Below are 13,148 nucleotides of genomic sequence, written 5' to 3' on the forward strand. Positions count from 1 at the left end.
TTCTCCAATAACAGCTGAAAGTAAGTATCTCGTTGCGTCCAGCCGTTCTCCGATAACCGCTGAACAAGAGATGTGTTTATTTTTTCATTAAGCTGTACAAAACTGCTTTTTGAGCATGCATGCGGTTTTCAGCTTGCTGGAACACGACAGACGCTTCTCCGTCCATCACGCCGGCAGACACTTCTTCCCCGCGATGCGCTGGCAGGCAATGCATAAACTTGCATTCTGGGTTCGCCTGGGCGAGCAGTGCTTCGTTCACCTGATACGGCGCAAAAGCTTCCAATCGAAGAGCAGACTCTTCTTCCTGCCCCATACTGGTCCAGACATCCGTGTAAATAAAATCGGCTCCCTGCACAGCTTCAGCCGGATCTTCTGTAAAGGTAACGACTGCGCCTGTTTGAGCGGCAATTTCCTTTGTTTTTTGAATGACTGTACTGTCTGCTTCGTACCCTTTCGGTGCTGCTAAAGCAAAGTCCATGCCCATCATTACAGCGCCAATCATTAGAGAGTGAGCAACGTTATTGCCGTCGCCGATATACACCATTTTGCTGCCTTTAAAGCTTCCTTTAAGCTCATATACCGTCAATAAATCAGCCAGCGCCTGGCATGGGTGGTATAAATCCGTCAGCCCGTTAATAACCGGAACCGATGCTGCTTCTGCCAGCTTTTCGATTCGGTCATGGCCGTGCGTACGGATCATAATCCCATCCAGGTATCCTGATAACACTTTACCCGTGTCTTCAATGGTTTCACCGCGGCCAATTTGCAGCTGGTCTGAGCTTAAAAACATGCCGTTGCCGCCAAGCTGAAGAATGGCTGCTTCAAATGAGACACGTGTTCTAGTGGAATTTTTCTCGAAAATCATACCGAGAATCTGTCCTTTTAAAGCATCAAAATAAGCTTCTTTTCGTTTTTTCATATCGTCAGCCAGAACGATCAATGCTTCTACTTCTTCTGCGCTGAAATCGAGAAGTTTCAAGAAATCTTTTCCTTTTAAATCGAGTTCTTTTACTTTTTCTATCGTGATCATAAAGGTCACCCCGACGTGCCGTCACCGTTGTTATATTTATATTTATACACTATACAGAATTAAAATACAACCTATTTGCCAATTTTTTTTGCTTTTCTTTCTAAAAACTTTCTCTTCATGTATACTCTTTACGGAAGGAAAAGGTGATAAAGGATGAGAAAAAAAACACGAATGCAAGATACGATCACGGTAAAATCCGCTCAAGTATTCCCGCCGGATACGAACTATTACGGTACACTATTCGGCGGAAAATTAATGGCTCATATTGATGACGTGGCTTCTATTTCCGCAACACGCTTTGCACGCAATCCGACTGTCACTGCTTCTACGGACTCTGTTGACTTTATACGGCCGATTAAAGTAGGCGATACAGTTACACTGATGGCCATGGTTACGTATACAGGCCGTTCGAGTATGGAAGTTTTCGTCCGGGTAACCTCTGAAAATCTCATTACAGGTGACAAAGAAGTGGCGGCTCTTTCTTTTTTGACATTTGTCGCGATTGATCAAAACGGCAAGCCCGTGGAAGTCGGCGAGGTTATACCGGAGACGGAAGAAGAAAAATGGCTGTTTGAAACAGCACCTGCCCGGGCCGCTCATCGGAAATCCAGAAAAGATCATAGTAAAGAACTAGCTGCCTTTTTTAAAAAGGTATGACCTTTGTACCCTCTTTTTCGTAACAAAATTTAAGTTTTCGTAACAAGACCGCTCTTTCCCCCTGTAAGAGCGGCTTTTTTTATTGTCATGACTGTAATATACAAAGATTCATCTTTTTGTCCCATGTACGGGTGTTTCCCTTCTTTCTTATAATGGGCGCAGGCGAAAAAATGCCGTTTGGAGGAATGGATACTATGTTGGGACAAGCTGAAATCGGTATTGATTTGGGCACAGCAAATTTGCTCGTTTACAGCAAAGACAAAGGCATCATTTTAAATGAACCTTCCGTTGTAGCCCTTGATATGGATACGAAAAAAGTACTTGCGGTTGGCGCGGACGCCAAAGAAATGATCGGAAAAACCCCTGGGCGGATTGCCGCAGTGCGCCCGATGAAAGATGGAGTAATTGCTGACTTTGATGTAACTTCTGAAATGTTAAAAGAATTGATGAAAAAAGCAGGAAAAGCGGCTGGATTCACGATCCGCAAGCCAACGGTTGTGGTTTGTACACCATCTGGCGCAACAGGTGTAGAACGCCGGGCGATTCAAGATGCCATTAAATCAAGCGGTGCCAAAACGGTGCACTTGATTGAAGAACCGGTCGCAGCCGCAATCGGTGCGGACCTTCCGGTAGAAGAGCCCATTGCGAATTTGATTGTTGATATCGGCGGCGGGACAACAGAAGTAGCGATTATTTCGTACGGCGGTGTTGTTTCATGCAATTCAATCCGCCTTGCTGGTGATAAACTGGACGAAGACATCATTCAATATATTCGCAAGGAATATAATTTGTTAATTGGTGAACGAACAGCGGAAAAAGTAAAAATAGAAATCGGCTATGCGCCGGTTGAGCACAATGAACTTCATATGGATGTGCGCGGCCGTGATCTTGTAACCGGCCTTCCAAAAACAGTACGTGTCAGCTCTTATGAGATTCAAAAAGCACTGCGCGAATCGCTTCTGGCTATCCTGGAAACGATCCGTGTTACACTTGAATCTTCCCCTCCAGAGCTGAGCGGCGACATTGTCGACCGCGGCGTTGTGATCAGCGGCGGCGGCTCGCTTTTAAATGGCCTTCAGGAATGGCTGGCAGAAGAAATTATCGTGCCGGTTCATTTAGCGCCAAATCCGCTTGAATCCGTAGCAATTGGAACAGGACGCTCGCTTCATGTCCTCAAAAAATTACAAAAAGTAACGTCATAATCAAAAACAGGCTGCCGTATTCGGCAGCCTGTTTTGTTTAAACGTGTTGTTTCGCGTTCGGCCTATTCGGTACAAGCTGTCCATCCTTTATTGGTAAGGAGCGGCCTGATAAAAAAAGTTTGGTGACAGAATCGTATTATCATAGGTGCGATGGAAAATATGAGTGGCAGCAGGAGATACGGGCGGAATGAGCCATGTCCAGTCTCCAGTTGCCCTTCTGCCGGCTGCTTCTTCGTTTTGTTCAAAGATGCGGTGCTGTCTCGCTGCCGTATGATGATCGACAATGGTAACCCCGGCTTGTTTAAACGAGTGAAGAACGGCAACATTCAGCTCTACAAGAGCCCGGTCTTTCCATAAAGAAGAAGCATACTGCGTGTCCAGGCCGATCACGTCTGCTACAGCTGGCAGCCGGTTGTACCGGTTTTCATCAGCCAAATTACGCGCACCGATTTCTGTACCCATATACCAGCCATTAAACGGCGCAGCTTGGTAGTCGATACCGCCAATCTCAAGCCGCATATCTGAAATGACTGGAACCGCGTACCATTTAAGCTCCAATTCTTTAAAAGACAGAATGTCCGGATGGACAAGGTTCACTTCCACCCGGCATTTTTTAGGAACATCCTGCCAGACGGGAGGATTGCTGCCGATTTGGACGACCCAGGGCAGCAGATCAAAGTCACTTCCTTTTCCCCGCCAGCCGAGCGACTCACACTTTTCGGTCAGCGTGCGGGAATGTGGATCCCCGGCATGTTCATACCCCGCATAGCGAAGCAGCTGATGATTCCAAATTCGAATTTTTTGTTCCTGCTGATCCGGCCGAAAAATCGTAATAGCCGGCCGGATTTTACCGTCATTGTGAGCAAAAACAACATGCCGCTCAAGTGCACGAAACACATCCAGCGCTGTTTCGGCAGTTCGTTCATCAAACACATGGAGCGTCTGCCAAAACAGCCGGCCGATACAGCGGTTGCTGTTCCGCCATGCAAGTTTCGCCCCATACTCCAATTCTTCAAAGGTATGTGTATATGTACCCGACTCTTCTATTTCACGGTAAACCTGCTCGAGCCTCGCTTTCGCTTCCTCACCCGGCCGACTTGTTTCCTGATAAAAGTCGATAATAAATTGCTTTGCTTTCTGCCATCGTGTTTTGTTCATGCTCGATCCCTCTCTTCATCAAAATTATACCAGTATTTGGGCTTTATGACCTTGAACATTTAGTGTCAGCCGGTTATAATTTAGATAGTTAGACAATAATCTAAATAAGGAGGCTGTTCATGTCTGCCACTCTTGTATTTAAGGCTCTCTCTGATCCCACCCGGCGCTCTATTATCGAGCTGCTGAAAAAACAGGATATGACAGCCGGTGACATTGCAGAGCATTTTCAAATGACCAAACCGAGTATTTCCCACCACCTCCACACGCTGCAAAATGCCGGACTTGTTTTGTCTGAACGTAAGGGCCAGCACATTATTTATTCACTCAATACAACCGTTTTTCAGGATATTGTTTCCTGGATGCTGACGGTATCTGGAAAGGAGAAAGAAAAATGAAAAATCGTTTCTTTTGGATGATCGTGTTACTTGCTTCTTTTGCCAGTATTGCTGCACTTCCCTACCTGCCGGATCAAGTCGCAACACATTGGGGTCCCTCCGGAGAAGCCGATGGCTATTCTTCAAAATGGTTTGGCGCTCTTTTCGGTCCCGCGATGATTCTTTTGATTGGCAGTCTTTTTAAGCTTCTTCCCAAAATAGATCCGCGCCGGCAAAATTACGATAAGTTTCAAAGCAGTTATTCGATTATCGCCAATGCCTCACTGACTCTTATTTTCGTCATTCATCTCCTGCTGCTCACAAATGGGCTTGGCTATGAAGTGCATATGGATACCGCTGTTTCTCTTTTGATCGGGGCTCTTTTTATGATTATTGGAAATTACATGCCCCGTATGCGTCCCAGCTATTTTGTCGGCATCCGGACACCTTGGACGCTTGCAGACGACCGTATTTGGACCAAAACACACCGCACCGGCGGATGGCTGTTTGCTGCAGGCGGGCTTGTGCTGATGGCATCGGCTCTTTTGCCGGCTGCTGTAAAAATACCGACACTGATTGGTGTGGTCATTTTAATTATCTCTATCCCCTATTTTCAGTCTTACCTTTTATTTAAGAAAAGCCATCATTAACCAGTCCCTTTTAGCGAAAATTGCTATTGACTCGATCGTATAGAGACGTTATGATATTTTTAATTATTCTTGCAATTTTATAAACTCATTCTTATCAAGAGAAGCCGAGGGTACTGGCCCGATGACGCTTCAGCAACCAGCCGTACGGTCAGGTGCTAAATCCAGCAGACTGAAACGGTCTGGAAGATGAGAAGGAACGGACAACACATACATGTTGAAAAGCCTTCTTGCCATTAAGAAGGCTTTTTTTATTTTATTATTCAGTATAAGAGAGGATGCTGCGCCATGACACTGCTCGACAAGTTAAAAACAAGCGTGCTGACTGCCGATGGAGCGATGGGTACATTATTGTATTCTTATGGAATCGATTTTTGCTATGAAGAACTGAACATGGAAAAGCCGGAAGTCATTGAAAAAATCCACAGCGACTACATTCAAGCCGGAGCGGATGTTATTCAAACGAATACGTATGGCGCGAATGCTTTAAAGCTTTCCCGGTATGGAATGGAAAGCCGTGTACGTGAATTGAACGAAGCGGCGCTGCGTATCGCGAAACGGGCGGCGGCTCCGGGCGGCCAGTTTGTACTTGGCACAATCGGCGGCATTCGCGGCATCCGTAAAAGTACAGCGACCAACGATGAAATTCTCGCTTCTGTACGCGAGCAGGCCGAAAGCTTATTAGCCGGAGATCCAGACGGACTGCTGCTTGAAACATATTATGATTTTGAAGAATTGACCGATACTGTAAAGCTTCTTCGTCAAATGAGCAATGTGCCGATCATTGCCCAAGTATCCATGCATGAGCCAGGTGTTCTGCAAAATGGACTGACTTTAAATAATGCTCTTTCTCAGCTTGAAGGCATCGGAGCGGACGTGGTCGGTGTCAACTGCCGTCTCGGTCCTTATCATACGATTCAGGCGTTTGAAGAAGTGACACTGCCAAGCAAAGCATTTCTTTCCGCTTATCCGAATGCGAGCCTGCTGGATGTAGAAGATGGCCGGATTGTTTATGAATCAGAAGCCGACTATTTCGGACGGGCGGCCGTTCTTCTTCGCAACGAAGGTGTCCGCTTAATTGGCGGCTGCTGCGGCACAACACCGAAGCATATTGAGGCGGCGAAAAAACACCTTGCCGGCCTTCCTCCTTTGACGGAGAAAAAAGTACAAACGAAAAAACCCATTATTATTCAAGAAGCGGCACCGGCGACAGATGTCTCCATTTGTGAAAAAGCGAAAACAGAGCGCACCATTATCGTTGAGCTTGATACACCTAAAACACTTGTAGCGGACAAGTTCATCGAAGGTGCGAACGCACTTTATAAAACAGGCATTGATGCCGTGACGATGGCGGATAACTCTCTTGCTTCCCCACGCGTCAGCAACATGGCGATGGGTGCTACGCTAAAAATGAAGCATGATGTTCGTTCTCTCGTTCACATTACGTGCCGCGACCGCAATTTAATCGGCTTGCAATCCCACTTGATGGGTCTCGATGCGCTCGGCCTTCATGATGTTCTCGCGATCACAGGCGATCCGACAAAGGTCGGCGACTTCCCTGGCGCGACCAGTGTGTATGATGTTTCAAGCCTAGAGCTTATTCAGCTCATTAAACAATTAAACGAAGGGATTTCTTTTTCTGGTAAACCGCTGAAAAAGAAAGCCAACTTCTCCGTTGCTGCGGCTTTTAACCCGAATGTCCGCGTACTGGACCGTGCTGTTAAGCGGATGGAGAAAAAAATCGAATGTGGTGCAGACTACTTTATTACACAGCCGGTGTTTACAAAAGAAAAAATTGTTGAAGTATATGAGGCAACGAAGCATTTATCAACACCGGTGTTTATCGGTATTATGCCACTGACCAATATGCGGAATGCTGAATTTTTACATCACGAAGTACCGGGAATCAAGCTGTCGGATGAAACGCTTGAGCGTATGCGTGCCTGCGGCGAAGACCGCGAAGCGTCTGCAAAAGAAGGCGTTCAAATTGCCAAGGAATTGATTGAGACAGCAGCCGGCTTGTTTAACGGCTTGTACTTGATTACACCATTTTTACGCTATGACATGTCAATTGAACTGATTCACTTCATAAAAGAACTTGATGCACAGAAAGAAAGCGGGGCTGTTTATGACCACACATCTTATTGAACAAGAGCTGAAAAAACGCATCCTCCTCATTGATGGCGCAATGGGGACGATGCTCCAAAATGCGGATTTAACACCAGAGGACTTCGGCGGCGAAGAGTATGACGGCTGCAACGAAAATCTTGTCCTCACAAGACCGGACGTGATCGAACGTATCCACCGCGAATATTTAGAAGCGGGCGCGGACATTATTGCGACGAATACATTCGGAGGCACTCCGGTTGTATTAGATGAGTACGACCTCGGTGATCAAGCATACGAAATCAACCTGCGCGCCGTACAAATTGCCCGAAAAGCCGTAGACGAATTTTCAACGCCGGACTGGCCCCGCTTTGTCGCCGGCGCAATGGGACCGACAACGAAAACATTGTCTGTCACCGGTGGTATTACCTTTGACGCGCTCGTTGATGACTTTGAGCTGCAGGCAAAAGCGCTGATTGAAGGCGGCGCGGATTTGATCTTAATGGAAACGAGCCAGGATATGCTGAATGTAAAAGCCGGCACACTTGGCATCCGCCGCGCTTTTGATGCAGCGGGCGTGGAGCTTCCGGTGATGATTTCAGGCACCATTGAGCCAATGGGCACGACGCTTGCCGGACAGAATATTGAAGCCTTTTACATTTCAATTGAGCATATTAAGCCGCTCTCTGTCGGCTTAAACTGCGCCACTGGCCCTGAGTTTATGACCGATCATATTCGTTCTCTGTCTGACCTTGCGACAAGCTATGTAAGCTGTTATCCAAATGCCGGTCTTCCCGATGAGGAAGGTCGTTATCATGAATCACCAGACTCACTGGCGCAAAAATTGTCGGCTTTCGCCGATAAAGGCTGGCTGAATATCGTCGGCGGCTGCTGCGGTACAACTCCTGAACATATCCGGGTTATGCGGGAAGCGGTCAAGGATAAACAGCCGCGCGTATCGCCTGAACATCCACACGGACATGCTGTTTCGGGTATTGAGCCGCTTTTATATGACGATTCTATGCGTCCCCTTTTCATTGGAGAGCGGACAAATGTAATCGGCTCACGTAAGTTCAAGCGGCTCATCGTCGAAGGAAAATTCGAGGAAGCTTCTGAAATTGCCCGGGCACAGGTGAAAGGCGGCGCCCATGTCATTGACATCTGTCTGGCTAACCCAGACCGTGAAGAGCTGGACGACATGAAAGCATTTATGGCAGAAGTCGTTAAAAAAGTAAAAGTCCCTCTTGTGATCGACTCTACCGATGAAAAAGTCATTGAAGAAGCGTTGAAATTTTCACAAGGTAAGTCCATTATTAACTCGATTAACTTAGAAGACGGTGAAGAACGCTTTGACGCGGTGATGCCGCTTGTGAAAAAGTATGGTGCGTCAGTAGTGGTTGGGACAATTGATGAAGAAGGAATGGCCGTTACACGCGAGCGCAAGCTGGAAATCGCCATTCGCTCACATGATTTGCTTGTAGAAAAATGGGGGCTTGCACCAGAAGATATTATTTTTGACCCGCTTGTCTTCCCTGTCGGCACAGGTGACGAGCAGTATATCGGCTCTGCTGTTGAAACCATCGAAGGGATCCGCCTGATTAAAGAACGGCTTCCGAAATGCTTAACAGTTCTCGGCGTAAGTAACGTGTCATTCGGCCTTCCTCCTGTCGGCCGTGAAGTGCTGAACGCCGTGTACCTCTACCATTGTACGCAGGCAGGTCTTGATTACGCGATTGTTAACACGGAAAAGCTCGAACGGTATGCCTCGATTCCAGAAGAAGAAATCAAGCTTGCCGATAATTTGCTGTTTACAACAACCGACGAAACGCTTGCGGTGTTCACTGACTTTTACCGTGACAGAAAAAAAGAGAAAAAAGAAGCAGACATGCCGAAAACCGTGCCGGAGCGGTTAAGCTATTACGTAGTTGAAGGTACAAAAGAAGGCCTTCTGCCTGATCTTGAAGCAGCACGCGGTATGTACGATGATCCGCTTGATATCATTAACGGGCCGCTCATGAAAGGAATGGCCGAAGTTGGCCGGCTGTTTAACGACAACCAGCTGATTGTTGCCGAGGTTCTGCAAAGTGCAGAAGTCATGAAAGCATCCGTTGCTTACCTCGAGCAGTTTATGGAGAAAAAAGAAGACGATACAGGAAAAGGCAAAGTTATTTTGGCTACCGTCAAAGGTGATGTTCATGACATCGGTAAAAACCTCGTCGATATCATTTTAAGCAACAACGGCTTTAAAGTAATTGACGTCGGCATCAAAGTAACACCACAGGCATTGATTGACGTGATTCGTAAAGAAAAGCCGGATATGGTCGGCCTGTCAGGACTACTTGTTAAGTCCGCCCAGCAGATGGTGATTACTGCCCAGGATTTTAAATCAGCAGATATTGATGTCCCTATTTTAGTTGGCGGCGCCGCTCTGTCACGCCGGTTTACCGAAACAAAAATTTCCCCGGAATACAGCGGGCCGGTTTTGTATGCCAAAGATGCGATGGATGGGCTTGATATTGCCAACCGCCTGCAAAATGCTGAACAAAAAGTGACGCTTTTGCAGGAGCTTGAAGAGAAAAAAGAAAAACGAAAAGCGGTTGAAGCGTACCGCGACGAACGAAAAGAGCAGGCTGTTGCCGTCGCGCCGAAACCGGTAAAAACAGTCCGTGAAGACGTTCCTGTTTTTGTTCCTCGTGATACACGCCGCCGCGTGCTGAAGGATTATGCAATTTCACACTTGAAGCCGTATGTGAACATGCAGACATTAATCGGCCATCACCTCGGCATGAAAGGCAATGTGAAAAAGCTGCTCGAAGAAAAAAATGAAAAAGCGATTCAACTTCATGAAACCGTGACAGGCTTTTTGAACCAGGGCACCTTAAAAACAGCAGCTGTGTATCAATTTTTCCCGGCACAGTCTCAAGGTGATGATGTAGTTGTTTATGACCCGGCGGATGCGAAAACGGAAATCGAACGATTCACTTTCCCGCGCCAGGAAAAAGAGCCGTTCCTTTGCCTGGCTGACTACGTAAAATCAGTCGAAAGCGGCGAAATGGATTACGTTGGCTTTTTCGTGGTAACAGCCGGCTTCGGTGTACGGAATGCGGCCGTTAAGCTGCGTGAGGAAGGCAAGTTTTTAGACAGCCACGCCCTTCAGTCCACCGCGCTTGAGCTCGCAGAAGGCTTTGCCGAGCGTATTCACCAGGAAATGCGCGACCAATGGGGCTTCCCGGATCCTGTTGACTTTACGATGCGTGAACGATTCGCGGCCAAATACCAGGGCCAGCGTTTTTCATTCGGGTATCCAGCTTGTCCGAACCTTGAAGACCAGGAAAAACTGTTTGGCCTGATCCAGCCGGAAGAAATCGGTGTTCATTTAACGGAAGGCTTTATGATGGAGCCGGAAGCATCCGTTTCCGCCATTGTCTTTGCTCATCCGGATGCCCGTTATTTTAACGTTCATTAAAACTTTAACCCGTGAAGCATGGGCTAACAGTCGATATATGCTTTTCGACTGTTAACATCTCTCGCTCAACACTTAAAAAGCCGTCCCTTATGGACGGCTTTTCAGTGTATAGACAAATTCTTTCGCTTTAAAAAAGAACCGATAAGTGATGTTGAAGATCAATAAGCTGTGACCTTATTAGCTCCATACAATCTTGTCGCAAGCCACTTGGCGGCATCCAGGCAGCGCAGACTCCTATGGGACGAGCGGGCTCAGCGCCTGCCCCATGGAAAACGGAGCTGCCTGGATGCCGCCGATCCTACCCTGCCCTATTCATGTGCACGGTTATCCATATCATTTGTCTACAGTCTGAAAAGCCGCCCATTATGGACGGCTTTTTTCTTTCTCAAAAAATAAAATCAATGCCGGCAGCAAAAGCCCCCTTACAAAAAAGGTATCAATGAGAATGCCGACTGCAACAATGAATCCAAATACAAACAGCACTTCAATGGGCTGTGTCATCAAAACGGCAAAGGTAGCAGCCAATATAATACCGGCGGATGAAATCACCCCTCCTGTTTTGGCTACAGCCCGTTCAACTGCTGCTTTGAGCGAATGCTTTTTTCGTTCTTCCATGTAACGTGAAACGAGAATAATATTATAATCGATGCCGAGCGCAACGAGGAACACGAACGAATACAGCGGCACTCTTGTACTGATGGCGTCGATGCCAAACAGCACATTGGTTAAAAACAGCCCCAGGCCAAGCGCAGATAAAAACGACAGGACGATCGTCCCGACCATGTAAAGCGGCATTTTCCACGAGCGCGTCAGGATGATGAGCAGGACAAAAAGCAGGATAATTTCAAGCGCTACAATAAGCAGTAAATCCCGATCGTTCAACTCCCGGTCATCCAGTTTCTCGGCTGTTTCCCCGGCAAAGAACAGCTTGCCTTCTATTCCCGCATCGTCAAGGAGCGCCTCCTCCCGCTCTCTTAAACCGGACAACGTATTAAGCGCTTTTTCACTATAAGGGCTCGCTTCGAAAGCGAGGGTCAGCTCATGTGCATTTCCTGATGCTTCAGATGTCTGCGGGATGGCAGATAAAATACCTTCCTGTTTGTTAAGCTCTGCAGCTAAAGCAGCCGGATCCCCATTCCCTTCATAAATTACGGTTGTCGGCGATACATCTCCCGCCGAAAATTTATCCTCAATGATACGATATCCGACAAGAGACGGCATATCATCCGGGAAGGATTTTAATGTATCAAATTCATATTTAATATTGACTACGTTAAAAGCCGAGACAAGAAGAAATACAAGTACAATACCGCCGGAGAGTACAGGTTTAGTTGTCACAAAACGCGCCACGCGTCCCCAAAGGCCGCTCTCTTTTTTCTCCCCTTCTCCCGCCTTAGGCACCTTCGGCCAAAATGACCGCCGTCCAAACAACTGAAACAAAGCCGGCACAAGTGTGACAGAAGCAAGCATAATCACTGCCATGACGGTGGCAAAAAGCGGCGCAAAGTTTTGATAATCGCGAATATGCGCAAAAAACAACACAAGCATCGCTGCAAGCACGGTACCGCCAGAGAAAAAAACTGGCTCTCCTGTTTCCCTCATAGCCCATTTCATTGCATCCAATTTGCTTTCATGGCGGCGCAGCTCTTCACGAAAACGCGCCAGCACAAACAGCGAGTAGTCAGTGACTGCCGCAAACAACAAAATCGTCATAATAGACAGAGCCTGACTGCTCATCTCAAGCCCCGCGGCTCCATAAATACCTAATATCCGATCTGTCACTGCATACACGAGACCGGATGCCAAAAGTGGGATAAACGCAAGCAGCGGTGAACTATAAATCACAATAAGCAAAACTAAAATAAGAACAACCGTTGATAACAGCAGTACAATATCTGCTCGTGAAAAAAGGGCAGTCGTATCGGCCGCAATACCGGCTGGCCCGGTTACATACACTTTACTGCTGGATTGTTCTCCAGCAATTTTTGTGATCTGGTTAATACGCGGCTCAAACTCTTTGCTGGTGAAGCCTTCCTGAAACACAACAGGGATAGCTGCGGCAGAGGCATCCGCTGATAAAAACTCGGCTCGCGCCTGAGGCGGCAGCTGAGCAAACGGTGCTATGCCCGTGATCCCGTCTACTTCTTTCTCAATAGAGGCGAGCGTCCTGGCAATCTCCGTTTCCTCTACTTTTCCATTTTCCTCGTTAAAAACGAGAATAGCCGGCGTGCCGCCTTCGTCCGGGAAATACTCTTCCACTTTTTTTGCCGCCTCAATCGATGCTGCATCCTCTGGCAGCGATTCAAAAGCATCCGCGGTGTAATCACGTACTGCCGGTGCCCATACGCTTAACATCACAATTCCCAGCAGCCAGGCTACGAGCACGGTCCACATTCCTTTTTTCGTCGCCACCCAATCCGTCAGCGGCTGGAGTGCTTTTTTCATATCTGTTCCTCCTTAAGCAGCTAGAATATCTTTATTAAATTCTATTTCTGACACAACTGTCAA

General features: G+C 47.2%; 9 protein-coding genes and 1 riboswitch. Of the genes, 6 read left to right on the forward strand and 3 right to left on the reverse strand.

Annotated elements, in window-relative coordinates:
- Window positions 1-76: 76 nt before the first annotated feature.
- Window positions 77-1,030 (reverse strand): ornithine carbamoyltransferase, encoded by a 954-nt coding sequence (gene argF, locus M3221_RS11855; protein WP_251271979.1) that lies wholly within the window; start codon window positions 1,028-1,030, stop codon window positions 77-79.
- Between the two features lie 153 nt (window positions 1,031-1,183).
- Between argF and M3221_RS11860 the strand changes: the two genes are divergently transcribed.
- Both M3221_RS11860 and mreBH read left to right on the forward strand, forming a co-directional pair.
- The gene (locus M3221_RS11860) at window positions 1,184-1,687 is read left to right on the forward strand and encodes an acyl-CoA thioesterase (protein ID WP_242233804.1); all 504 of its coding nucleotides are present in this window, start codon (window positions 1,184-1,186) and stop codon (window positions 1,685-1,687) included.
- 194 nt (window positions 1,688-1,881) lie between these two features.
- On the forward strand, window positions 1,882-2,889 hold the full coding sequence (mreBH, locus tag M3221_RS11865; protein WP_251271980.1) for a rod-share determining protein MreBH: 1,008 nt from the start codon (window positions 1,882-1,884) through the stop codon (window positions 2,887-2,889).
- Between the two features lie 87 nt (window positions 2,890-2,976).
- Here mreBH and M3221_RS11870 read toward each other — a convergent pair whose 3' ends face one another.
- Window positions 2,977-4,047 (reverse strand): nitric oxide synthase oxygenase, encoded by a 1,071-nt coding sequence (locus M3221_RS11870; protein WP_251271981.1) that lies wholly within the window; start codon window positions 4,045-4,047, stop codon window positions 2,977-2,979.
- Window positions 4,048-4,166: 119 nt separating this feature from the next.
- On the opposite strand from M3221_RS11870, the gene M3221_RS11875 reads away from it, so the two are divergent.
- The 4 genes from M3221_RS11875 to metH all read left to right on the forward strand — a co-directional run bounded on the left by M3221_RS11875 (window position 4,167) and on the right by metH (window position 10,640).
- Window positions 4,167-4,442, forward strand: a complete 276-nt coding sequence (locus M3221_RS11875) for an autorepressor SdpR family transcription factor (protein ID WP_251271982.1) — start codon at window positions 4,167-4,169, stop codon at window positions 4,440-4,442.
- Window positions 4,439-5,071, forward strand: a complete 633-nt coding sequence (locus M3221_RS11880) for an SdpI family protein (protein ID WP_251271983.1) — start codon at window positions 4,439-4,441, stop codon at window positions 5,069-5,071. The genes M3221_RS11875 and M3221_RS11880 overlap by 4 nt, the downstream gene beginning before the upstream one ends.
- Window positions 5,072-5,159: 88 nt before the next feature.
- Window positions 5,160-5,264: riboswitch (SAM riboswitch) on the forward strand.
- A 92-nt stretch (window positions 5,265-5,356) separates the two neighbouring features.
- Window positions 5,357-7,216, forward strand: coding sequence for a bifunctional homocysteine S-methyltransferase/methylenetetrahydrofolate reductase (locus M3221_RS11885; RefSeq protein WP_251271984.1), 1,860 nt, complete (start codon window positions 5,357-5,359; stop codon window positions 7,214-7,216).
- Window positions 7,197-10,640, forward strand: a complete 3,444-nt coding sequence (gene metH / locus M3221_RS11890) for a methionine synthase (protein WP_251271985.1) — start codon at window positions 7,197-7,199, stop codon at window positions 10,638-10,640. The genes M3221_RS11885 and metH overlap by 20 nt, the downstream gene beginning before the upstream one ends.
- A 363-nt stretch (window positions 10,641-11,003) precedes the next feature.
- Here metH and M3221_RS11895 read toward each other — a convergent pair whose 3' ends face one another.
- Complete coding sequence (locus M3221_RS11895) at window positions 11,004-13,085, reverse strand: MMPL family transporter (RefSeq protein WP_251271986.1); 2,082 nt, start codon at window positions 13,083-13,085, stop codon at window positions 11,004-11,006.
- Window positions 13,086-13,148: the final 63 nt, after the last annotated feature.

It is taken from the genome of Domibacillus indicus (genome assembly GCF_023715895.1).
Taxonomy (GTDB): domain Bacteria; phylum Bacillota; class Bacilli; order Bacillales; family Domibacillaceae; genus Domibacillus; species Domibacillus indicus_A.